Origin of the sequence: Shewanella indica (assembly GCF_033842865.1) — a bacterium.
Taxonomy (GTDB): domain Bacteria; phylum Pseudomonadota; class Gammaproteobacteria; order Enterobacterales; family Shewanellaceae; genus Shewanella; species Shewanella indica.
The window spans coordinates 1,847,048-1,871,076 of sequence record NZ_JAWXXR010000001.1 but is presented as its reverse complement, the minus strand read 5'-3'; the positions used below and the strand labels follow the sequence as shown (position 1 = coordinate 1,871,076).

21 protein-coding genes are annotated in these 24,029 nt (G+C 51.8%); 13 read left to right on the top strand and 8 right to left on the bottom strand.

Translation table 11 applies throughout. The features are described 5' to 3' along the window. Window positions 1-22 precede the first annotated feature (22 nt). Window positions 23-1,543, top strand: a complete 1,521-nt coding sequence (locus tag SIL79_RS08690; protein WP_319619151.1) for a YifB family Mg chelatase-like AAA ATPase — start codon at window positions 23-25, stop codon at window positions 1,541-1,543. 168 nt (window positions 1,544-1,711) lie between these two features. Continuing rightward, complete coding sequence (locus tag SIL79_RS08685; protein WP_083399806.1) at window positions 1,712-2,080, top strand: YbbD family protein; 369 nt, start codon at window positions 1,712-1,714, stop codon at window positions 2,078-2,080. Between the two features lie 4 nt (window positions 2,081-2,084). Here SIL79_RS08685 and SIL79_RS08680 read toward each other — a convergent pair whose 3' ends face one another. Both SIL79_RS08680 and SIL79_RS08675 read right to left on the bottom strand, forming a co-directional pair. Continuing rightward, a complete protein-coding gene (locus tag SIL79_RS08680; protein ID WP_319619150.1) occupies window positions 2,085-2,696 on the bottom strand; it encodes a response regulator transcription factor in 612 nt (203 codons plus the stop codon). Continuing rightward, entirely contained in the window at window positions 2,671-4,425 is a 1,755-nt protein-coding gene (locus SIL79_RS08675; protein WP_162206612.1) for a sensor histidine kinase, read from the bottom strand. The genes SIL79_RS08680 and SIL79_RS08675 overlap by 26 nt, the downstream gene beginning before the upstream one ends. Window positions 4,426-4,604: 179 nt before the next feature. Between SIL79_RS08675 and SIL79_RS08670 the strand changes: the two genes are divergently transcribed. From SIL79_RS08670 to SIL79_RS08660, 3 genes are read left to right on the top strand one after another with little or no spacing between them, the layout of a single operon-like run. Then, complete coding sequence (locus SIL79_RS08670; RefSeq protein WP_162206611.1) at window positions 4,605-6,125, top strand: FAD-dependent oxidoreductase; 1,521 nt, start codon at window positions 4,605-4,607, stop codon at window positions 6,123-6,125. A gap of 10 nt (window positions 6,126-6,135) precedes the next feature. After that, entirely contained in the window at window positions 6,136-6,507 is a 372-nt protein-coding gene (locus tag SIL79_RS08665; RefSeq protein WP_162206610.1) for a cytochrome c3 family protein, read from the top strand. A gap of 14 nt (window positions 6,508-6,521) precedes the next feature. Further along, window positions 6,522-7,553 (top strand): porin, encoded by a 1,032-nt coding sequence (locus tag SIL79_RS08660; RefSeq protein ID WP_039035763.1) that lies wholly within the window; start codon window positions 6,522-6,524, stop codon window positions 7,551-7,553. A gap of 68 nt (window positions 7,554-7,621) precedes the next feature. On the opposite strand, the gene caiA (SIL79_RS08655) is transcribed toward SIL79_RS08660, so the two are convergent. Further along, window positions 7,622-8,758, bottom strand: a complete 1,137-nt coding sequence (caiA, locus tag SIL79_RS08655) for a crotonobetainyl-CoA dehydrogenase (RefSeq protein ID WP_039035762.1) — start codon at window positions 8,756-8,758, stop codon at window positions 7,622-7,624. A gap of 348 nt (window positions 8,759-9,106) precedes the next feature. Here caiA (SIL79_RS08655) and SIL79_RS08650 point away from each other — a divergent pair, with 348 nt between their 5' ends. Then, on the top strand, window positions 9,107-9,754 hold the full coding sequence (locus SIL79_RS08650; protein WP_071476399.1) for an MBL fold metallo-hydrolase: 648 nt from the start codon (window positions 9,107-9,109) through the stop codon (window positions 9,752-9,754). A gap of 77 nt (window positions 9,755-9,831) precedes the next feature. Here SIL79_RS08650 and SIL79_RS08645 read toward each other — a convergent pair whose 3' ends face one another. The 5 genes from SIL79_RS08645 to fixA form a co-directional block, all read right to left on the bottom strand. After that, on the bottom strand, window positions 9,832-11,151 hold the full coding sequence (locus tag SIL79_RS08645; RefSeq protein ID WP_039035760.1) for an MFS transporter: 1,320 nt from the start codon (window positions 11,149-11,151) through the stop codon (window positions 9,832-9,834). A gap of 352 nt (window positions 11,152-11,503) precedes the next feature. Next, the gene (locus SIL79_RS08640; protein ID WP_025010089.1) at window positions 11,504-11,791 is read right to left on the bottom strand and encodes a 4Fe-4S dicluster domain-containing protein; all 288 of its coding nucleotides are present in this window, start codon (window positions 11,789-11,791) and stop codon (window positions 11,504-11,506) included. Beyond that, window positions 11,788-13,080 (bottom strand): FAD-dependent oxidoreductase, encoded by a 1,293-nt coding sequence (locus tag SIL79_RS08635; RefSeq protein WP_039035759.1) that lies wholly within the window; start codon window positions 13,078-13,080, stop codon window positions 11,788-11,790. The genes SIL79_RS08640 and SIL79_RS08635 overlap by 4 nt, the downstream gene beginning before the upstream one ends. Before the next feature lie 60 nt (window positions 13,081-13,140). Next, window positions 13,141-14,091, bottom strand: a complete 951-nt coding sequence (locus SIL79_RS08630) for an FAD-binding protein (protein ID WP_039035758.1) — start codon at window positions 14,089-14,091, stop codon at window positions 13,141-13,143. A gap of 10 nt (window positions 14,092-14,101) precedes the next feature. Continuing rightward, window positions 14,102-14,875, bottom strand: coding sequence for a putative electron transfer flavoprotein FixA (gene fixA, locus SIL79_RS08625; protein WP_039035757.1), 774 nt, complete (start codon window positions 14,873-14,875; stop codon window positions 14,102-14,104). A 533-nt stretch (window positions 14,876-15,408) separates the two neighbouring features. Between fixA and SIL79_RS08620 the strand changes: the two genes are divergently transcribed. From SIL79_RS08620 to caiE, 7 genes are all read left to right on the top strand, one after another. Beyond that, window positions 15,409-16,515: a hypothetical protein gene (locus SIL79_RS08620; protein WP_143078393.1), complete on the top strand. Its 1,107-nt coding sequence runs from the start codon at window positions 15,409-15,411 to the stop codon at window positions 16,513-16,515. 128 nt (window positions 16,516-16,643) lie between these two features. Beyond that, a complete protein-coding gene (gene caiT, locus SIL79_RS08615; protein WP_039035755.1) occupies window positions 16,644-18,164 on the top strand; it encodes an L-carnitine/gamma-butyrobetaine antiporter in 1,521 nt (506 codons plus the stop codon). A gap of 62 nt (window positions 18,165-18,226) precedes the next feature. Beyond that, the gene (caiA, locus tag SIL79_RS08610) at window positions 18,227-19,369 is read left to right on the top strand and encodes a crotonobetainyl-CoA dehydrogenase (protein WP_039035754.1); all 1,143 of its coding nucleotides are present in this window, start codon (window positions 18,227-18,229) and stop codon (window positions 19,367-19,369) included. 116 nt (window positions 19,370-19,485) lie between these two features. Further along, window positions 19,486-20,712: an L-carnitine CoA-transferase gene (caiB, locus tag SIL79_RS08605; protein WP_039035753.1), complete on the top strand. Its 1,227-nt coding sequence runs from the start codon at window positions 19,486-19,488 to the stop codon at window positions 20,710-20,712. 80 nt (window positions 20,713-20,792) lie between these two features. Next, window positions 20,793-22,349 carry a crotonobetaine/carnitine-CoA ligase gene (gene caiC, locus SIL79_RS08600; protein ID WP_319619148.1) on the top strand — a complete coding sequence of 519 codons (1,557 nt, stop codon included), beginning with the start codon at window positions 20,793-20,795 and terminating at the stop codon, window positions 22,347-22,349. Between the two features lie 233 nt (window positions 22,350-22,582). Continuing rightward, window positions 22,583-23,368, top strand: coding sequence for a crotonobetainyl-CoA hydratase (gene caiD / locus SIL79_RS08595; protein WP_025010097.1), 786 nt, complete (start codon window positions 22,583-22,585; stop codon window positions 23,366-23,368). A 65-nt stretch (window positions 23,369-23,433) separates the two neighbouring features. Beyond that, window positions 23,434-24,024: a carnitine operon protein CaiE gene (gene caiE, locus SIL79_RS08590; protein WP_039035751.1), complete on the top strand. Its 591-nt coding sequence runs from the start codon at window positions 23,434-23,436 to the stop codon at window positions 24,022-24,024. The last annotated feature ends 5 nt before the right edge of the window (window positions 24,025-24,029 follow it).

The following is a 24,029-nucleotide window of genomic DNA, read 5'->3' as shown; positions in this document are numbered from 1 at the left end:
AGCGCACAACAAAGGAACTGTTATGCCGATAGCCAGAGTTGCCACTCGAGCCGCCAAAGGTGTGGAGGCGCCTCAGGTACTGGTCGAAGCTCACCTCTCCAACGGCTTGCCGGCCTTCAATCTGGTGGGGTTGCCGGAAGCTTCGGTCAAGGAAGCCAGAGAAAGAGTCCGCAGCGCCATAATCAATGCGGGTTTTGAGTTCCCCATGCGCAGGATAACCATCAATCTGGCACCGGCCGATCTGCCCAAGCAGGGTGGACGTTACGACCTTCCTATTGCCATTGGTATTCTGGCAGCATCCGGGCAACTGCCACTGAAATCTCTGGACGATCATGAATTTGTCGGTGAGCTTGGGCTGTCCGGTGAGGTCAGGCACTGCACTGGTATCCTGCCGGTGATTATCGCCGCCCGTCAAAGAGGCATCAAACTGGTATTGCCACAGGATAACCGCAGTGAGGCGGATTTGGTGGGCTACCGGCAATGTTGCCTGGCCCAGCACCTGCAACATATCGCCGCCTATCTGCACGGGCAGCAAACCCTGCCGGGGATAGTACCGGGAACCGAATGGCTGGAACAATTAAAGCCGCACTCGAGTGACTGCCTGTCGGAAGTCATAGGCCAATATCAAGCCAAACAAGCGCTGGAAATCGCTGCCGCCGGCGGGCATAACCTGCTGATGCTGGGGCCACCTGGCACAGGCAAAACCATGCTGGCCAGCCGGATAATCTCACTCCTGCCCCCCATGAGTTATGAAGAGGCGCTGGAAGTGGCTGCGATTCATTCAGTGGCCGGTATGGCTACTGAGCCGGGGGAGTTTTATCGCCGCCCGTTTCGCGCTCCGCACCATACCAGCTCCGCCATCTCTTTGGTGGGTGGCGGCGCGATTCCCAAACCCGGCGAGATTTCACTGGCTCACCTGGGAGTGCTGTTTCTCGATGAAATTGCCGAGTTTCCCCGCAAGGTACTAGACTGCTTGCGTGAACCCATGGAAACCGGCCATGTCATCATCTCCCGCGCCGCAGCCAAACTGCGCTTCGATGCCCGTTTTCAACTCATCGCCGCCATGAATCCCAGCCCTTGTGGAGATGCCGGCCCGGGAAGCCGCGCCAGCCCAGAGCAGATCCGCCGTTACCTGGCCCGGCTGTCAGGCCCTTTCATTGACAGATTCGACCTCACCATAGAGGTGCCCAAACTCCCGCCAGGCGCCTTGACCTCAGAGGCGGCGCAGGGTGAAACCAGTGAGCAGATAGCCGCCAGAGTCGCTGCGGCCAGGGAGCTGCAACTCAGCCGCGCCGGCGTACTCAATAGTCAGTTGGGCAGTAAGGCATTGAAGCAGGCAGGTTTCAAACCCGGCGATCTGGCGTTTCTCGAACAGAGTGTCAATCAGCTGGGATTATCGGTGCGCAGCTTTCATCGGCTGCAACGAGTGGCGCGCACCATAGCCGATCTGCAGCTCAGCCCCATGGTCGAGCGGCGCCATCTGGCCCAGGCCCTGGGTTATCGGGCGATGGATCGTTTGCTGGCCAGCCTGCAACTGCTTTAATGACCCATCTAGATTGATGCCAGCATGTTAGGCGAGTCAACAAAGGGGCCTATGGCCATAGGCCAAGCGTCCAGAAAAAGCAAAACAGCTGAAAGCACCTTGGCTTCAGACTAGGTACAGGCCGCCTTTGTTACAGTAAAACGCCATTTCACTGACAAGGAGCCCAAGATGAAACCACTGATGCGTTCCCTTTCCATCAGCTCCATGCTGACATTAACCGCCTTACTCTGGGGTTGCAGCGATGTCATCAGCGAACAATACCCCACCGAGGCCGAAGCACGGGCTGAAGGAGTATTCGAGCGAGGCTGGCTGCCACCGATATTGCCGCCCTCGGCCACGGAGATAAAGGTCAACAATGATCTGGACAACAACAGCTCCAGCGGCAGTTTCCGCCTGCCCGCGTCGGCAATGAGCGAGTTCACTTCTCAGTTAAAAGCCGAAGAAGGTCTGGCCAACAGCTGGTATTACCGCGAAGGCGACTCCCTGTGGATCTTCCGCCTGACCCAGGACGGAGTTATCCAGTACCAACTACAGTGAGGCTTCAGCTAGGTAACGGTTGCAGCTTGGCCAACAGAAAGGCCAACTCGGCCACATTGTGGACGGCCATCTTCTCCAGTACTTTCTTTCGATGCAGCTCCACCGTTCTCTGGGTGACATAGAGCTCGGCGGCAATCACCTTGTTGAGCTTGCCCGCCAACACTCTTTGCATCACCTCTTGCTCTCGCGGCGTCAAGGTTGCCAGACGGGAGCGGATCTCCGCCTGTTCACTGCCGGCAGCAAAACGCTGCGCCGTCAGGGCTGCGCCCTTGCTTAACAGTTCAAGCAGCCGATCACCATCGACTGGCTTCTCAAGAAAATCCATCGCCCCTTGCTGCATCGCCTTTACTGCCATGGCGATATTGCCATGACCTGTCAGTATGATGACCGCCAATGGACTGGACGCTTGCAGCAATTGTTGATGTAGGCTGATCCCATCCATGCCGGGCATCTGCACATCGAGTACCAGTACCCCGGGCTGTTGCCAGGCCGCACCATCCAGGAAGCTTGCCGCACAGTCAAAACCAACTGCATCTATGCCTTGGCCCTTGAGCATCCACTGCAGTGATTCAAGCACATCCTGATCATCATCAACCAGATATACAGGGGTCATCATCGATTCTCCTCGGCAGTACCACCACCATGTCCAAGCCGCGCTCGCTGTTGTGGGCACTGATGCTGCCACCATGTTCTTCCACAATACGTTTGCAAATAATCATCCCCAACCCCAGGCCGTTGCTCTTATTGGTTTCAAACGGAAAAAACAGCCGCTCCAGCTGGGGCTCACTCAAGCCTGTGCCCGCATCAGACAAGGTAAATCGACATTGCTTGGCGCTGCACTCAAGGCTGAGTCTTAACCAAGGTTCCTCACTCTGCTCCATGGCATCCAAGGCATTGAGCAACAGATTGACCAACACCTGTTGCAACAAGTTGGCATCCCCATCTATGGTCACGGCTTGCAACTCACACACAGGGACAACCCCCAGACGCTTGAGCTCGGGCGCCGTCAGCGCCAGAGTATCGCGAATGAGCTCGTCCAGACGAAAACAGCGATGCTCACAGGGCTGCTGACAAAACTCCCGTAATCGGCGAATCGTATCCTGGGCCCTGTCCACCTGGCTAATAAGCTTGCCGAGGGCGTCTTTGATCTCCTGCTGCTCGTCTCCCAGACGATACAGACACCCCTGGGCCAGATAGCGGATCCCGGCCAGAGGCTGCTTGAGTTCGTGAGAGATACCTGAGGCCATTTCGCCAGTCAGCAGTACCCTTTGCGCCCGATAAAACTGATTCCGCTGCTCAAGCAAAGCCTTTTGGGTTCGGCTGTGCTGTTCCATTTCGCTGCGCAGTGCCCCGGTGCGCTGCACCACCAGACGTTTTATCCGTAAGTGATGCAGATACCCCAACAGCAGGCACAGCAAGATGGCCCCCACCCAGGGAGCCACACCTGAAACCACCCTGTGCCAGTTGGTTTGAAACGGCCATTGCTGCAAAGTGCGCCGCAGCGCAAACACGCTGCTGTCGTTCACCGGCACAGACCAACCCGCATACCCGCCCGCCTTGGCCGCGGTTGAATCTTCAGTCAGCGCCAGCAGTGCTCTGGCCACTTCGGTTGCCAGGGCATTATCTGTGTGACCCGGCTTGGACAGGGCGGTATAGGGATATAACCGGCTCGATACCTGGCACTGAAACCCAGGGTGCTTTTCCGCCAGCAACACCTTAAACGCCTCTTTGGGGTAACGCCCGGAGGCAATGGCCTGCTCCAGCACACAGGCCGGTAATACCGCCAGTTCGGCCTCGCCACTCAGCAGCCTATCCAACAAAGCGGTCTGCGGAAAGCCGACAAACTGCAACGCCTTGAGCTCGGTGGCAGGGTTGATCCCCCGCAGTGCCAGTTCACCGCTGAAGATCAGAAAACCGCCGAAAGCCTTGGGATCGGTAGAGATGATCCTCAGTTGTGACAACTGCTGCCAACTGGTCAGTTGCACCTCGGGGCGGGCCACCAGCGTCGACCCCATCGCCAGTTCCGGATCCCGGCCATCTCTGGGTATAAGCGTCAGTAACTGGCTGACACCATAGTCTTTCTTATAACCCACAGTGGCGTATTGATTGGCGAGAATAAAATCCAGAGCGCCTTGGCTCACCTGTTGATCCAGCTCAGCCGGAGTCAGAGGCAACAGAGTCACCCTCTGGCCGGTATGCTCGCTTATTGCTGTCGCCGTGTCCTGCCAGGCCAAGAGCGCATCGGTCGGCTCGCCAAAAGTGAGGATACCGATACGGATATCGGCCCAGGCCTGAGGCAGACACAGGCAAAACAGCAACAACACGCTTGGCAAATAACGGCACATGGCAAATTAGTTAACCATTAAACACCTCGCCATTATGCGTTATTTCATGCCGCGACAAGCGGCTTTAAGCGCGGGAATTGATCGGCTTCACATCTGAGATTCGCTTTCGGAAAACCGCTATATAGCGGCACCGATGATTTTGATTCCATGGTGCCATGCAAACAAAAATAGAGGCTGATATGAACGCTAAAATGACGCAAAGCCGGCGGGCTTTTCTCAAGGGGGGGCTGGCCGTTTCCGCCCTGGGACTGGCACCTGTGGCTCTGGCTGCCGACAAGAGCAGCAAACCCCAAGTCCAATGGGATGAAACTTTCGATGTCGTGGTGGTCGGCAGCGGGTTGGCCGGTACCTGCGCCGCCATTCGCGCCAAAGAGCAAGGTGCCGCCAACACCATCATCATCGAGAAAATGCCGGTACTCGGCGGAACATCTGCGATTTCCGGACTCAACTTCTCTGTGGTCAACAGTCATCTGCAACAGCGAGACGGTATCCAGGACTCGGCCGAGCTGTTTGCCGAAGATATCAGTCGCGCCGGTGGTTTCCAGAACCATAGAAATCTCACGCTGACCATGGCCGAAACCACGACCCGGGTGCTGCCTTGGGCAATAGAGCGCGGTTGCCGCTTCCACGACAAGCTCAAGAGCCTGGGTGGCCATTCAGTGCCCAGAACCCTGTATCCGGTCAATGGCGGCGGCAAGGGGATCCTAAGACCACTGCGAGCCTTTTACACCCAGGAGCTGCAGGGTGAGATCCGCCGCCGGGTCAAGTTCGAGCGGCTGATCCAGAACGAAAATGGCGATGTGCTGGGGTTGCAGGTCCGGGAGCAATACCACTTCGATCCCGCCCTGGCCAACGATGATCGCGACAACCGCAGTGGTGTTATCAAGCATTATCGAGTGCGTAAAGGTGTGGTCATGGCCGTAGGAGGCTACAGCCGCGATGTGGAATTCCGCTCGGCCGAGTTTCCCAATATCCGCGAATACATTCCCACCACCACCCACAGAGGCGCCACGGCCGGTGCACTCAAGGCTCTGGTGGCCGCCGGCGCGCAAACCGTGCACCTGTCGCTGATGCGTTTTGCCTTCGATATTCCCACCGAAGACCTGCAGTGGGGCGCCTTGGTCGACCCGGCCAGCGGCAAACGTTTTATCAGCGAGCGAAATAACCGCCAAGTAGTGGCTGAAGCCATCTGCAACATAATGGATCGCAACAATGGTCGCTTCCCGCTGAACATCTATGACCAGGACGGCATAGACAACTTCCACGACAAGCAGCGCCTGCAGCTGGCATTGGAAGAAGGCATGATGCAGCGCTACGACACGCTCGAAGCCCTGGCCCAGGGCGAAGGCATAGATCTACCAGGCCTGAAGGCGACACTCAAACAGTACAACGCCGATGCCCAAATCGGCACCGACAGCCAGTTCGGTAAAGACTTCAAGGCCCTGAAGCAGGTCAGTGTCAAACGCGCCCCCTTCTATGCCATCAAGGCCCGTCCCAAGTTCAATTACACCCAAGGTGGCGTGCTAATCAATGAACAAGCCCAGGTCATCTCGCTAACCACAGGGCAAGCCATCAAGGGGCTGTATGCCTGCGGCGAAGCCACGGGTGGCTTGTTCGGCCGTATTCGTCTTACCGCCTGTTCCTGCCCGGATGCCTTCGCCTTTGGGGTAATTGCCGGTGAACAAGTTGCCAAAGCTTAAGGAGTCGCCCATGAAAACTTCACTGATCTCAGCCCTGTTGATGGGCACCTTGCTGGCGAGCCAAGCCTGGGCCGGCGAACTGACCAAGATGTCCGGCTCCCGCGAAGGCCGCAGCAACCACGCCTTCATGTATCAAGAAAAGGACTGTAAGACCTGCCACTTAGGCGCCCCCAAAGGCCCGGCAACAGAAATCGCCTGTCTCGAATGCCATGGCGATTACCAGCAAATTGCCGAGCAAACCCGTGACAGTAAGCCCAACCCACACGATGCCCCCCACTGGGGAGCCGATGTGCCCTGCACCGTGTGCCACAGCGAGCATAAGCCGGCAAAGGTGTTATGTAACGACTGCCACCAGTTCACATTCTCCAATTTCAGCCACTGAATTCAGAGGTCAAGATGAAAAAATTACCACTGGCTATCACAGCCCTCGCTGCCTTTTCCGGAGCCGTCAGCGCCGCCCCGACTCTCTATGGCCGCTTGGATTATTCGGTCACCCACTCAGACTCGGGCAGCGCCACCCATAAAGCCAAGTCAGGCACAGTGCTGGAAAACAACTTCACTCGCCTGGGCGTCCGGGGGCAGAACGATCTTGGCAGCGACTGGCAAGTATTCTACCAGATTGAGCTTGGAGTCAACGCCGCTGCACAGGACGCTGGCGATAAACCCGTATCGGCGAGATCGACCTTTCTCGGACTACGGCATCAAGAATGGGGCTCGCTGGCGGCCGGACGCATGGAGCCTGTGTTCAAGATGACCAAAGGCTTTGTCGATGTGTTCGATAACTACAGCATGAAACACGATCGCTTGATGGCCGGGGATAAACGTTGGGGCGACTCACTGGAATATCGCACGCCAAACTGGCGCGGCTGGCAACTGGGGGTCAGCTACCTGCTGGAAGACAACCACTTTGACACGGACGATGCCCGTCGTGACAACGGCAACTTCCAGTTGGCATTGAGCTGGGGTGATAAGCGTCTCAAGCAAGGCGATCTGTATCTGGCCGCCGCCTACTCAGACGGAGTGGAAGATATCAAGGCCTGGCGCCTGGTGGGGCACTGGAAGCTGCAGCAGCTCAAGCTGGGAACCCTGATCCAACACTCGGAATTGGTCAATCCGGCCAAGCCGCAATGGCAGGCGCGGGAGGGCACAGGATTTTTTGTCAGTGCCTCCTATCAACTGGACAAGTTAATGCTCAAGGCCCAGTACGGCCGAGATGATTCGGGAACCGGACTCATAGCCACGCGAATTTACGAAGCCCTGGGACAAGCAGCCCAGACAGTGCCTGAGGTCAGCCAATGGGGCATAGGCGCCGAGTATCAGCTGTCCAAGTCCACCAGAGTCCACACCGAAATCGGCCAGTTCGATGCCAAGGGTTACAGTGACTTTGACGACACTATCACCAGCATAGGTTTAAGATACGACTTCTAAAACCATTGCAGTCAAAGGCCCGCATTCGCGGGCCTTTTCAATGAAATAACGCTACGAAGCAGCGCCTGTTACACATACTCCCTGAGCACTTCCCGGCCCAGCGTCAGCACCTGCATCTCTTCCGAGCCGCCGGAAACTCTGTCGACCCGCAGATCGCGCCAGAAGCGGCTAATGCGATGCTCGCCAGTGATCCCCTGACCGCCAAACACCTGCATGGCATTGTCGACCACATTAAAGGCCGCCTTGGAGCAGTAGAGCTTACACTTGGCGGCATCGCCCGGGGTCATCTGGCCGTTGTCGGCCTTCCAGGCGGTGTGATAAATCATGTTCTTCATGTTGGTGAGCTGCACCGACATATAGGCAAACTTTTCCTGGATCAGCTGCGTCTTGGCGATCGGCAAGTCAAACTGTACCCGCTTGTTGGCGTAACGGGCGGCATCTTCGAAGGCGCAATAGGCACAACCATAGTTACTGCAGGCAATAAGGAAACGCTCCAGATCAAACTCCTTCTTCACCCTGGCAAACCCGTTGCCTTCGGTGCCGAAGAAGTCCTTTTCCTCCAGCTCTACGTTGTCGAACTCCACCACACAGCAACTGTCCATCTTCAGTCCCAACTTGGGCAAGTGACTGACAGAGATCCCCGGTTTACTCATGTCAACAAAAAACTCGGAGAAAATCGGTTCGAAGCTGGCGGAATCTTTGGCCATCACCACCAGATAAGGGGTCTCGGCGGCACTGGTGATATAACATTTGGTGCCATTGAGGTAGACCTTGCCCTTTTTTCGGGTATAAGTGGTCTGCAGGCTGCGCACATCCGAGCCGGCATCCGGTTCGGTGACCGCCGAGTTCCACACCTGTTTGCCGGTACCTATATAGGCCATGATCTTATCGATCTGCTCCTGGGTACCTTCCTGCAAAATAGTAGGGTATCCCGCCATCTGATAAAGCACATAGGTTGGCGCACCGAGGCGACCCAGTTCTTCCCAGATCAAGGCCAATGTCACCAGACCGGCATCGCTGCCGCCGTATTCTTCCGGAAGCAGCAAACTATCCAACCCCAGCTTGGCCAGCTCTCTGACAAAACGCTCAGGATATTCATTGTTGTCGTCGCAGGCGGAGAAATAGCATTCCCAGTCCTCCTGTGACATCAGGTCTCTTACTCCTGCAATAAATGCTTCTTGTTCGTTTGTCAGTCGATAGTTCATCGATACCTCAGCAAGTTTTCATCAGTAAGCAGGATGCCTGCCTAAACTCTGCGACAGGCACCTACGGCAGTATAACTCCAGGCATATTCGAGTCAATCCAGATAGAAATGCTGGAACATGGTCAATACTATAGAAATTAGCCCGCCATCCCTTTGAGCTATTTCACAATAATCCAAGTGAAATAGATTATTGAACAATAGGGTATAAATTTAAATCCTGAAACAATCCATTTAATTAATTAAAAAATAAAATCACAGAAAGTAACTTATGATTTATTGAGCAATATCAACCAATAGAATCCACCCGCCAGTAAAATCAATTTATAATTATATAATCGTGGAGATATAAATGACTAAAAATGTAAACTTCAAAATTATTCCCGTAACTCATTATAAACAAAATACCTGTATTGTTTGGCAAGATGGCTGCAACAAGGCTGCTATAATAGATCCAGGTGGTGAAGTAGAGAAGATAACAAGTTTTATTAAAGACAATGAACTGGAGCTGGATAAGATACTCCTGACCCATGGTCATATAGATCATATCGGCGCAGCCAGATTATTGGCCGAGAGTTCATCGGCCGAAGTACTTGGTCCTCATAAGGACGATACTTTTCTGTTTGATATGTTGCCGGAGGAATGTCGTCTGTATCAATTTCCCCACTGTGATGTTTTTTATCCAGACCGCTTTCTTGAGCAGGATGACACTATTTGGGTCGGCGAGTTACAACTTCAGGTGATTCATTGTCCGGGCCATACACCAGGCCACCTGGTATTCTTTGCCCCTGCACTCAAGTTGGCCTGGGTTGGCGATGTGTTATTCAAACACTCCATAGGCCGCTGCGATTTCCCCGGCGGTAATCATGCGGCGCTGCTGGATTCCATCAAGCACAAACTCTGGCCGTTGGGTGAAGATGTGAGTTTTATTCCCGGCCATGGCCCCATGTCAACTTTTGCTGAAGAGCGGCACCACAATCCTTATGTCGCCGTCCGTTGAAGCCGTTGCCGCCTCCTTGGAGGCGGCGATTTTCGATATTTTTGATAAGCAGCGTTTGTATAGTTAGTATCTGATAATCAGTGTTTTACAAATCCAGCGACACTGGTATCCGCCAAGGTCATACCACGGGTTTCCGGTGCCAGCAAAATGGAGACCACCAGGCCCAGCAGTGAAATACCGGCGCCGGCCATCATGGTCCAGGAAACCCCATAAGCGTTCATAAATACAGGCAAGGCATAGGTCGAGAGTATGGTGCCTATGCGACTGAAAGACATCACGGCCCCCACGGCCGAAGCCCGGATATCGGTAGGGAACAACTCATTGGGATAGAGCCACTGCAAGATCCCCGGACCACCTGAGCAGAAGGCGTACATACCAAAGGCCGCAATCACCACCCAGATACCGGGCGAGGACACCAGCCCCAGCATCGCCAGTGACAAGGTCATCATGGCAAAGCTGATGATAAGCAGTGGCCGGCGGCCCATGGAATCCAGCCAATACATGGCCGGGATACAGCCTATGATAAAGAAGGCGCTAATGATGATGTTACCAAGTGCCGAGTCTTTGCCATCGTAGAAGCCCAAAGCCCCGACTATCTGCGGCCCAAAGGTGTAGATGGCAAACATGGGGATAATTTGGCAGGTCCAGATAGTGCCGATAAAGATGATCATGGTGAAGTTGCGTTTTTCGAACAGCTTACAATACTGGGTATCGATCTTCTCTTCCGCTTCAATATGAATATTGCCGCCAAAATACTGTTGCATAACTTGTTTGTACTCGGCGATACGGCCCTTGCGCAGCAGCCAACGTGGCGACTCGGGTAGATGGAAACGCCCAAACAGGATTACCAGACAAGGGATCAGGCCGCTGCCAAGCATCCAACGCCAGCCACCCTCGAGATCATAAAGCAGGTAACCGACCGCATTGGCCGCAGTAGCACCCACATACCACATCAAGGCAATGAAGCCCATGGTAAAGGCCCGCTTCTTGGTTGGGGAAAACTCGGCCACCATGGAGGTGGCTATGGGGTAATCGGCGCCGATCACCACCCCGATAAGGAAGCGCATCACCACTAATTCTATTGGGGAGGAGACAAACATAGTGGCGACAGAAAGCACGGCTATCGCTATGATATCTATTAGAAACATTAACTTACGACCGAACAGGTCGGCGATGTAACCAAAGAGTGCAGTACCGACAAACAGGCCAACCAGGGTAGACGCCCCAACCAAACCAATCCAGTTGGCATCCAACTGCATTTCAGGGATCAGCTGCTCAAGCGCCAGGCCAATAATGACCAGAATATAACCGTCGAGGAAGGGACCACCACTGCCCCAAAACATGATTTTCTTATGTAATGGCGTAAACTCCATTTCATCGAACTTTTTAGCTTTCATATGCTAATCTCTTATTTTAAACCAATAAATTCATTTGATTTATTCGTTCACAAAAATGTGCCATTAATCTTCAGTCTGATTTCTCAACCGAGAAATACTGAATAAAAAATGGAATTAAAACAAATCTGAAGCTCAAAAGTGAGAAAACGGTTACAATTAGCAAACTACATAAATAGCATGTAAAACTTAAATAGGCTGAATAATGGATAAGAGCATAGCGCTTAAAACAAAAAGTTATTTCACCCTGTTGACTAAAAAGAGTGGACAACCTTGAAAGTGTATGCTCTCACTTTGCACAATCGAGCTCGTTAGAAAACTAACTTAAATTCAGATTTAAGGTTTTCGAGCGGCACTAACCATAACGATATTCAATACCGAATGTACCTCTGGGGTATTCCCACTTCTTGATAATGGTCTCGCCGCAAAGCATTTTACAAGTGCCACATTCCAAGCAACCGGCAGAGTCAAATTTTAAGCTGCCGTCGTCCTGAATTTTATAAAGTCCTGCAGGGCAAGCATTGACCAATTTACGAAATTCATTAATATCCGGGTTTTCAACAAGCTCAATATGTGGATGCCCTTCATCAACATAGAACTTATTCACCCCCAATTTCACATCAACATTAACTGGCTCGCTCATATCGCTGTCATCCCCTTAATACCATCTTTGATCAGATTCATATAACCCACTTCTTTGGCATGCTTCATCAGGGTCTTGCGCAGAGGCTGCGAGGCGCTGCCATCTATGGTGAACATCTCCTGCATGAGATCGGCGACCAGCTTGGGATACTGATTGAAGATCCTTGGGTTCTCCATAAAGGCGGGTAATTTCTGGTACAGCTTGAGATCTTTCATGATAAAGCTGTTGTCCAACAGTGTTTGATAGGCACTGAGTCCAGCGGCACTGAAATCATTCTTGGCCTTGGCTGCGAGCACGGCTCTGGCTGCAGCCTCACCAGATGCGATAGCCAAGTCCATTCCGCGGACCGTATAGCCCACGTTGATACAGAAACCTGCGGCATCACCGGCAATCAAGACACCATCATCCACCAGCTTGGGCACCATGTTCAGTCCGGCTTCGGGAACCACGTGGCCTGAGTACTCGAGTAGCTTGCCGCCTTCAATCAAAGGCTTGATCGCCGGATGATTCTTGAAGTCTTCCAGCATCTGCGGCACTGTCTTGGTGGAGGTTTCGATATGGTGCAAACCACACACTACGCCCAGAGAGACTGTGTCTTTATTGGTGTAGAGGAAGCCCCCACCCAAGAGACCATTGGAAGGTGAACCGGCAAACAACCAGGCAACCCCTTCGTCACCACTGACATTAAAACGATCCTTAATCTGCTGCTCGGACAGGGCAATCAGCTCCTTGGCACCGACCGCCATGGCACTGGCTTGCACCTTGGGCTTCACCATGCCGATCTGCTCACCCAGAAGTGGATTGACTCCTTCAGCCAGAATCACTGTCTTGGCCAGCAGTGAATCGCCATCGGCTTCTACACCAACAACCTTACCGTCTTCCTTGAGAATTTTTTCGACCCGAATACCGGTAATAAACTGAGCCCCGGCTTCCTCGGCTTGCTCGGCCAACCACTGGTCGAAAGTGCCCCTGAGCAGAGTATAAGATTCCTCTACCGGCTCCTGACCACGGCCGTTGTGATAGTCCAGAGTTACTGCCGTATCATCAGTGAGAAACGATACTTTTTCTTTGGTGACCTTACGCTCCAGCGGTGCCCGCTTGGCAAAGTCAGGCATGATCTTTTCCAGGCTGTGAGCATAGAGTCTACCGCCAGTCATATTCTTGGCCCCGGCATAGTTGCCGCGTTCAATCACCAGAACATCGGCGCCCTGACTGGCCAGGACATAGGCAGCAACGCAGCCGGCGAGTCCGCCTCCCACTATGATTGCGTCAAATGCATCTTCTGACATGCTGATCCTCTCTTGAATTCGAGACTACCGGCCCCTTGAGCCGGTAGTCGGGCCAGACAGTTAACCTTTGAAACTGTTCAGTAAGGCTGGAACTATCTTGTTGATATCACCGACAATGCCGTAGTCCGCATACTGGAAAATGGGGGCATTCTTATCTTTGTTGACGGCGATAATGGTTTGGGAATCATTAACACCGACCATGTGCTGGATCTGACCTGAAATACCGACAGCCACATAGACATCTGGCTTGATCATCACACCTGAAACCCCAATGTAGCGCTCACGCTCCATCCATTTTTCGGTTTCGGCGATCGGGCGACTACAACCCAGTTCGGCTCCCACATTGTCGGCCAGCTGTTCAAGCAACTTCAGGTTGTCGAGAGAACCGATACCGTTACCTACACCGATAACGCGCTTAGCCTTACCCAAATCCACATTGGACTTTTCTTTTGGCCGACGAGCCAGGCAACGAATCCCATTGGCGGGGGCAACAAATTCCAGAGCGATAGTTTCGGCGCTGCGACCCGCTTCTTCGGCAGGCAATTCCTTGAAGGCACCGGCAGCCAGAGTCACTACGGCAATTTGAGAGCTGATCTTCTCTTCACCTATGGCCAGGCCACCGTAGACCAGGTGCTTGGCACCCACATGGCCTTCACCATCGACTGTGAGTTCGGCGGCATCATTGAAAACCCCGGCACTCAGGCGCACACCCAGCTTGGCAGCCAACGCCTTGCCACGACGGCTGGCAGGCAGCAAGACCAAAGATTGCTGCGCTTGGGCTTCAATCGCCTTGGCCATGGTCAGAGCATAATCTTCAACTATGCGGCTAGAATCCTTCTCACCCAGGTGATACACCTTGTTTGCGCCCAGTGCCGCAGCCCTGGCGACTTCATCGGCACCCCCCAAGACAAATACAGAAACACTGTTACCCAGTTGCAGACCGGCGGCCATTACTTCGGGCAGACGAGCGGCCTCACTGCTGAAAACCCAAACATTTGCTAGCTTGCTCATTTCATCCCCCTCAATTCAATACGTTGCCAATATGACCGACAAACTCGGCAACCTGGCCATCGTCATCACCCTCGATGATGATCTGTTTGCGAGCCTTCTGCTCAGGCGCAGTAATAGACACCAGCTCAACCAGTTGTGGGATCTCTTCCAGCGCCAGATCGGCATAAGCCAACTTGTTGACCGGCTTTTTACCTGCGGCCAGAATGGCTTTCATTGAAGGGATTTGAGGTTCGTTGATATCGGCAGAAACCGCCAACACGGCAGGAAGCGACAACTCCAGTTCTTCAACTTCATCGTCCAGCTCGCGCTCGACCCGGACCACACCATTGGCGACTTCCAAAATCTTGCTGACACCATTGATGCAAGGTACTTGCAGCAATTCACCAAGCAGCAAACCTACCTGCTGGGCGTAGATGTCACCCGAACCGTCACCGCAGAGGATCAGCTCAAACCCTTCCTGCTTGGCAGCAGCAGCCAAGACTCGGGCAGTTTGATGGGGCAGCGCCTGCTCCAGCTTGGGATCGCAAACCAGGGTCAGCGCGTCCGGGCCTCTTGAGAGGATATCTTTGCAGGCTTTGGGGGCGGCCAGTGCATCTGCGCCTATACTCAACGCCGTAATGCTGCAATCGCTCTGGGTTGCCTTGATTTGTACCGCAGCTTCAACGGCACACAGATCGAATTGGCCTATCTTTTTGTTTACATTACTTGTATCTACAGGAAGGTTGGGAATGACTTTGATATCCTGCTCTTCCGGGACAAGCTTATAACATGCAATGATCTTCATCTTATCTCCAGTCTAAGTATCACTATAAACATTCGTCTCTACTGGTTTACATTCCTCAACATTGGTGATCGGAAACCCATAATCAATAAAATTTCAGGCTTGCATCACACAAAGTCGCACCCTCCTGGGTAACGAAAGGGAATAAAAGTCCACACCCATTTAGATATCAATATGGATAATAGATTAGTTCACCTTAACCAAATTTAGAGTTGCTTAATTGATTATCAGATTAATTAAATAAACCTCTCACAATCCATCAGCGTCATTTTATTAATACAAGCTATTTTCAATTAAGACCAAACAAATTCGTTTGTTGAGCCACTTTTTGTGAGCAATATCCAACTTTTCAACCAAATTAAACAAAACCTGATTACATAACGACCTTCAATGGTTCATTTTCACCGTTTTTATTGATTTACATCACACATTTTCGAGCAAGATAACAATCCATTGACCAAAAGTGTGATGCGGGAATGTTTTTTTATTTATTACCGAAACCATAATCGGTTCAAATTAAAAACGGAGAGTGATGAATGAATAAGTTTAAGCTAAAAAACATAAGCTTAATGTTATTAGGACTAACGCTTAGCATGCCAAGTTTGGCAGTAGACATCAGTGGTTCAATAAGAGCTAACTACAGTATTAAAGATTTTAGTGATGCTTCAAAAGCTACGGGTGGCGACTTTGATTTCAACACCTTGGGAATAAAACTCTCCCAGGATTTTGAAGACTATGGATTTGTCGCTGAATACCGCTTTGCCGATGGCTATGACTACCTGAAAAATGGTTATGCCTATTGGAATGCCAATGAAGATTTAACTCTACAGCTAGGGGTGGTCAACAAGGCATTTGGTAATAAGAACTTTGCTTCCCACAACTGGTGGTATAGCCTCAACTACTACCTTGGTTTCGAAGATGATTATGGTGTTGGATTCAATATCAACCACAAATTCAATAACTTAGAAACAGACTTCTCTTTCATCCAGAGTTCTCTTTATAAGGGCAGCGACTATCGTAATTTCGCCGGTACTATAGGTTCAGGCACAGTCAATGGCACTACCTACAATAACAAGGAATACAATACCGCCAGTCTGCGCGAGACCTACAGATGGGAAAACGATAACTGGCAAGTGCTCTTGGGAGCCTCTGTTGAATACGGCCAACTTTATAATCCGGTTGCCGATGAATCAGGAGATAACCTGAACTATGCCGTACACCTGGATGCAAAATATCGTGGCTGGGGTGTACAGCTCCAGTATTTGAAATATGACTTTGATCAATATGATGATGGTCAAATAGATACTTCAAAAATTGGTGTTGGTGCAGTAAATGGTTTCTATGAAGTAGCCGCCAAAGGCGACATCATGACCTTCAACCTGTCAAAAGTTTTTGATACCCAATGGGGTGGTCAATTCACCTTCTATAACGACTTCAGTATTTTAACCCCTGACGAATCACACTTTGATGACTCTGTACTTAACAGTACTGGGGTATCTCTTTCATACAAACAATTCTTTGTATATGTCGACTATTATCATGCCAAAAATGTTCTCTGGCTAGGTGACAATAGTCTGGGTCTAGAGGACAGCGATAAGGAGTGGAATGGTCGATTCAACATTCACCTGCAATATTGGTTTTAATAACTGAGCTATTTAACCAGTAGCTCAAACCCAAATCATTTTATATTAATCTGAGGTTTTTTATTAAACCTTACGGGCTCACCTTTCCTGAAAATCAGTTAAAGACTTTTTGGGCATGGAGAATTTTGATGAGTGAAAATAAAAAGATCAAAAAGGCCGGTATTGAAGCGAAAATATTTTTCCCTTCATTATTGGTGGTGATCCTTCTCTCCTACTTTACCGTGAGAGACCTTGATGCAGCCAATGAAGTTATCAGTGCAGTCTTCCATTACTTAACCCATAGCTGGGGCTGGGCATTTGAATGGTACATGATAGTCATGCTGGCCGGCTGGCTCTGGTTACTATTCGGTCCTTATGCCAATAACCGTCTCGGTAATGAAGAACCTGAATTCAGTACCGGAAGCTGGATCTTCCTGATGTTTGCCTCCTGTACCTCAGCCGCCGTGCTGTTCTGGGGTTCATTGGAGATCTACTACTATGTCAGTTATCCCCCATTTGAAATGGAACCTCTGACAGTCCAAGCCAAAGAATTTGGTCTGGCCTATAGTTTGTTCCACTGGGGACCACTGCCATGGGCCGGTTATGCCTTCTTCTCTGTCGCTCTGGGTTACTTCCTGTTCGTAAAGAAAATGGACGTGGTACGCCCCAGCGGTACGCTTTATCCCATCATGGGCAAGAAGTGTGAAGGCATCATAGGCACCATCATAGATAACATCTATGTCGTAGCGCTAATCCTGGCCATGGGTACCAGCCTGGGTCTGGCAACGCCTCTGGTTACCGAGTGTATTCAATATCTGTTCGGTATTCCGCGCACCATTGAAGTGGATGCCACCATCATCTCAGCCTGGATCATCTTCAATGCTATTTGTGTGGCCTTTGGTCTACAAAAAGGGATCAAGATTGCCAGTGACCTGCGCAGCTACCTGAGCATCATCATCCTCGCCTGGGTACTCATCATTGGCGCCACCACCTTCACAGTAAACTACTTTACCGATTCCATCGGGGTATTGCTGATGAACATGGGCCGCATGCTGTTCTACACAGCTTCCGTCAGCGACAGCAGCTTCCCTCAAGACTGGACAGTGTTCTACTGGGCCTGGTGGGTAGTTTACGGCATCCAGATGTGTATCTTCCTGGCCAAGATCTCCCGCGGCAGAACCGTGCGTCAGCTGTGTCTGGCGATGGTGGGCGGCCTGACAGCTTCTACCTGGTTGCTGTGGACCATTCTAGGCAGTAATACACTTAATCTGATGAATGAAAATATCGTCAATATGCCTGCCTTGATTGAACAATATGGTGCCGCCAGGGCCATTATTGAAACCTGGGCCGCTTTGCCAATGAGCACCATCACCATGTGGATGTTCTTTATTCTGTGTTTCTTGGCAACAGTGACATTAATTAACGCCTGTTCTTACACCTTGGCCATGTCAACCTGTAAAGGCGTCGATGCGGATAATGAACCACCGGTTTGGGTTCGTGTAGGTTGGTCTGTATTGGTCGGTGTTATCGGTATTGTTTTGTTGGCACTTGGTGGATTAAAACCATTGCAAACAGCGATTATTGCCGGCGGTGCGCCTCTCATTTTCGTGAACATAATGATCATTATCTCATTCTTGAAAGATTCACGAAAAAATAATTGGAAGAGTTAATCTAATTATAGATTCACCTCACACCTTAACTTGATTAAATATATTTATATAGGGGAGTTTTCATGGATTATCGTTTAACAGATGAGCAGGAACTATTCGTTAAAGGTGTTCGTGACTTAATGGAAAGAGAAAATTGGGAACAATATTTCTCTGAGTGCGATGAAAATAGTCAATATCCAGAAAGATTTGTAAAAGAACTGGCTGATATGGGCATAGATAGCCTGTTACTGCCGGAAGATTTCGGCGGCATGGAAGCCGGACTGATGACCTTGGCGGTTATCTGGGAAGAGTTGGGCCGCCTCGGTGCCCCCACCTATGTCCTGTTCCAGTTGGCCGGCTTTACCACGGTACTGAAACACGGCACCCAAGAACAGATCGACAAGATCATGGCCTTCCTGGGTACAGGTAAACAGATGTGGAACTCCGCCATCACCGAGCCGTCTGCCGGTTCCGATGTTGGTAGTCTGCTGACTACCTATACTCGCCGCGATGGCAAGATTTACCTCAATGGCACCAAGTGCTTTATCACCAGTGCCGCCGGTTGCCCATTCCTGGTTGTGATGGCCAAAGACTCAGCCTCTGAGAAACCTGTGTTCTCCGAGTTCTTCGTCGACATGACCAAACCAGGTATCAAAGTCAGCAAGCTCCCCAAACTCGGTCTGAAGATGGACAGCTGCTGTGAAGTGCAGTTCATCGATGTGGAGCTGGAAGAGAAAGACTTCTTCGGCACTGAAGGTAACGGCTTCCTGCGGGTAAAAGAAGAGTTCGATGACGAACGCTTCCTGGTGGCCTGCACCAACTATGGTACGGCTTACTGCGCCTTCGAAGACGCCGCCAAGTATGCCAACCAAAGGGTACAGTTCGGTGAAACCATTGGCCGCACTCAGCTGATCCAGGAGAAGTTTGCCCATATGGCCATCGAGCTGAACAACATGCGCAACATGATCTATCACACTGCCTGGAAAGCCGACAACGGCATGATGACCTCTGGTGACGCGGCCATGTGTAAGTACTACTGCGCCAACGCCGCCTTCCGGGTAGTCGACCATGCCATGCAGGTCTTCGGTGGCTACGCCATCGCCGGTGAACACCGCATCAGCCGCTTCTGGCGCGATCTGCGGGTAGACAGAGTCTCTGGTGGTTCAGACGAAATGCAGATCCTGACACTGGGTCGCGCAGTGCTGAAAGAGTACCGCAACAAATAGTTGCCCTTGAGTACCGGCCGGGCTTGCCAATCTCCCTGCTCCCGGTGAAACCGGCTGGTCGATATGACGCTGCACACAGCGCCATCTATGCCAAGAATTGCTAGAAGGAACAGATCATGTCACAACACTTATCTATGCCTACATTCGGTCCGCTCTCCGGTCTCAAAGTGGTGTTTTCCGGTATCGAGATTGCCGGCCCATTTGCCGGGCAACTGTTTGCGGAATGGGGTGCCGAGGTCATCTGGATTGAAAACGTGGCTTACACAGACACTATCCGAGTACAACCCAACTATCCAGAACTGTCTCGCCGCAACCTGCACGCCTTGTCGCTGAATATCTTCAAGGATGAAGGACGCGAAGCCTTCCTCAAGCTGATGGAAACCACAGACATCTTTATCGAAGCCAGTAAGGGCCCGGCCTTTGCCCGTCGCGGTATCACTGATGAAGTCTTATGGGAACGCAACAAAAAGTTAGTTATCGCTCACTTATCTGGGTTTGGTCAATACGGCACCGAGGAATACACTCACCTGGCCGCGTATAACACCATTGCCCAGGCCTTCAGCGGCTATCTGATGCAAAACGGCGATGTCGACCAACCCATGGCATCCTTCCCTTATACAGCTGATTATTTTTCAGGTATGACAGTAACCACATCTGCACTGGCAGCCCTGTATAAGGCGCAGCAAACAGGTGTTGGCGAAAGCATCGATGTGGCCATGTATGAAGTTATGTTACGCATGGGCCAATATTTCATGATGGACTACTTCAACGGCGGCAAGATGGCACCACGCCAGTACAAAGGCCGTGACCCTTACTATGCCGGTTGTGGCCTGTACAAGTGTGAAGACGGCTACATAGTGATGGAAATGGTCGGCGTCACCCAGATTGAAGAGCTGTTCAAAGACATAGGTCTTGGCCACCTGCTGCACACAGAAGCCATACCGGAAGGCACTCAGCTTATCCACCGTATCGAATGCCCACATGGACAGGAAATTGAAGATGCGCTGGAACGTTACATAGGCCAACGCACCATTGAACAGGTGCGCGAACGCTTCGCTGAACTGAAAATTGCCTGTGCCAAGGTACTCAGCGCCGAAGACCTGGAGTCCAACCCTCAGTACATTGCGCGTGAGTCGATCACCGAGTGGCAAACTATGGACGGCCGCACCTGCAAGGGCCCCAATGTGATGCCCAAATTCAAGAACAACCCAGGCCAGATCTGGCGCGGCATGCCAAGCCACGGCATGGATACCGATGCCATTCTCAAAGATATCGGCTACGACGAAGCCGCTATCCAGGAGTTAGTGAATAAAGGGCTGGCCAAAATCAAAGGAGACAAATAACTCCTGAAGTCGCGCGAAGGCTTGTGTTCAAGCCTTCGCAGTATACCCCGCTGAAAACGTTTTATTGAGCAAGGTGTCAAATGGATATAATAGCTGGACAAGATTTACGTCAAACTTGGGATGATCTGGCCCTCAACTATGGAGAGAAAACGGCGCTTATCGTCGAAAACCTTCAAGGGCTGGCCCAGGAATACAGTTATGCCGGACTCAATAAAGAGATCAACCGCACCGCCAACCTGTTTCATTCGCTGGGCGTCACCAAAGGTGAAAAGGTGGCTCTGCATATCAACAACTGTGCCGAGTTCATCTTCTGCTGGTTCGGTCTGGCCAAGATAGGTGCCATCATGGTGCCGATAAATACTCATCTGCTGCTGGAAGAAACCGCCTACATTCTGGACAAATGTGCTATCTCGCTGGTGGTTACCAGCAGCGATTTTCAATCACTCTATAGCTGTTTGCAGCAAGATCCCGGCTCTCCACTACAGCAGATACTGCTGATTGCCGATGATCCTGCCACCGAGCCGGCCAATATTCTCAATTTTCACCGCCTAAGGCTGGCACAACCCGACGAGCTGCAACACAGAGCGCCATTAAGCAGCAGCGATGTTGCCGAAATCCTGTTTACCTCGGGTACCACTTCCCGCCCCAAGGGGGTGGTAATTACCCACTACAATCTCAGATTCGCCGGTTACTATACCGCCTGGCAATGTGCCCTCAGAGACGATGATATCTACCTGACCCCCATGCCCGCCTATCATATCGACTGCCAGTGCACCGCAGCCATGGCGGCCTTTTCGGCGGGAGCCACCTTTGTGATGCTGGAAAAATTCAGCGCCCGCGCCTTCTGGGGGCAAATCTGTAAGTATCGTGCCACAGTCACAGAATGTATCCCGCTGATGATCCGCACCCTGATGATGCAGCCGCAAATGCCCTGGGAGAAACAGCATTGCCTGCGTGAAGTATTGTTCTACCTCAACCTGTCGGATCAAGAAAAAGACGACTTTGTCGAACGCTTTAACGTGCGTCTGTTTACCTCATACGGCATGACAGAAACCATAGTCGGCGTCATAGGCGACCGCCCAGGTGACAAGCGGCGCTGGCCCTCCATCGGCCGGGTCGGCATGGGCTATCAGGTAGAGATCCGCGATCAACAAGGGCGCCCACTACCTCCCGGCGAGACCGGGGAGATCTGCATCAAGGGCGAACCGGGTAAGACACTGTTTCGTGAATACTACAAATTGCCGGAAGAGACCGCCAAGACACTCTCGGCCGACGGTTGGCTGCATACAGGCGACTCAGGCTACGTCGATGAGGAAGGTTTCTTCTATTTTATCGATCGCAGCTGCAACATGATCAAACGCTGCGGCGAAAATATCTCCTGTGTCGAACTGGAAAACATTATTTCCGAGCACCCCAAAATTGCCGATGTCGCCATTATTGGGGTGAAAGACTCAATTCGAGATCAAGCCATCAAGGCTTTTATTGTCTTGCATGAAAACCAGACAATTACCGAAGAGGAGTTCTTCGAATATTGCGAAGAACATATGGCTAAATTTAAAGTGCCTTCTTTTCTTGAAATCAGAAAGAGTTTACCGAGAACTTGTTCGGGAAAAATAAAAAAGAAGAGTCTTTGCTAACAACCAGCCAAACAAATAAACCGAATTAAAATTTTAAGCCTTCAATATATCGAAGGCTTAAAAAGCAAACCGTAAAAACCAAAAAGTATTTGGTAAGTTGCTTATTACCAATAAATGTAATAGCTGGGTAATATCTGCTTAAGCCATAGATGATTGTGGCCTTAGGCTGGCGATAAGCGTTAACTGTATTTCGCACATACTCAGTGATATTTTAATCCAGATGGAGTATTAGCATGAACGAATCGTTACACATACGCCGCAATGGCCATATTCTGGAAATCACCCTGGATCGCCCCAAGGCCAACGCCATAGATGCCAAGACCAGTTTTGCCATGGGTGAAGCCTTTATCGCTTTTCGTGATGATCCGGAACTGCGGGTGGCAATTATCACCGGGGCCGGTGAGCGCTTCTTCTCTGCCGGCTGGGATCTGAAAGCCGCCGCCGAGGGCGAAGCCCCGGATGCCGACTTTGGTCCTGGTGGTTTTGCCGGTCTGACTGAGCTGTTCGATCTGGACAAGCCTGTTATCGCCGCCGTCAACGGTTATGCCTTCGGTGGTGGTTTCGAACTGGCCCTGGCCGCCGACATGATAGTCTGCAGCGACAACGCCAGCTTCGCCCTGCCTGAAGCCAAACTGGGCATAGTACCGGATAGCGGCGGCATGCTGCGTCTGCCTAAGCTGATCCCACCTGCGATCGTCAACGAGATGATGATGACCGGCCGCCGCATGGATGCCCAGGAAGCGCTGCGCTGGGGCATAGTCAACCGGGTAGTGGACAACAGCCAACTGATGGAAACCGCCCGAGAGTTGGCGCAGGAGATCACCCAGAGTGCTCCTCTGGCCATCGCCGCTCTGAAAGAAGTTTATCGCACCACCAGCGAAATGCCGGTGGAAGAAGCCTATCGCTTTATCCGCAGCGGCCAGTTGAAACACTATCCTTCCGTATTGCATTCAGAAGACGCGCTGGAAGGGCCACAGGCCTTTGCCGAAAAACGCGATCCTGTCTGGAAAGGCAAATGATTTAAGGAAAGCACGCCAACCGGGACAAGGATGTCCCACCCCTGCAACCCACCAGGATAAATACCATGACCTGTTATGCATTTGAAGGTCTGATCCCTGTTGTCGACCCCAGCGCCTTTGTTCACCCCAGTGCCGTACTGATAGGCGATGTAATAGTCGGCGCCAATGTCTACGTTGGCCCTCACGCTTCCCTTCGCGGTGATTATGGTCGGCTGATCCTCAAGGCCGGCAGCAACCTGCAGGATGGCTGCATCATGCACGGCTATTGCGATCAGGACACCATAGTCGCCGAAGATGGTCATATCGGCCATGGCGCCGTGCTGCACGGCTGCATCATAGGCCGCAATGCCCTGATAGGCATGAACAGCGTGATCATGGATAGCGCCGAGATAGGGCCAGACAGCATAGTCGGCGCCATGAGCTTTATCAAAGCCGGCTTTCAGGGCCAACCGCGGCAGTTACTGGCAGGCTCTCCCGCCCGATATATCCGCGATGTCACAGAGCAGGATCTACACTGGAAACGCCTCAATACCCGGGAATATCAGGCGCTGGTGCCGCGCTGCCACAACTCCCTTCGGGAAGTGAGGCCGCTGACACAAGCCGAAGCCAACCGTCCCAGGCTCAAAGGGGTCACAGAGGTGACCTACAAGGCCTGATCCCC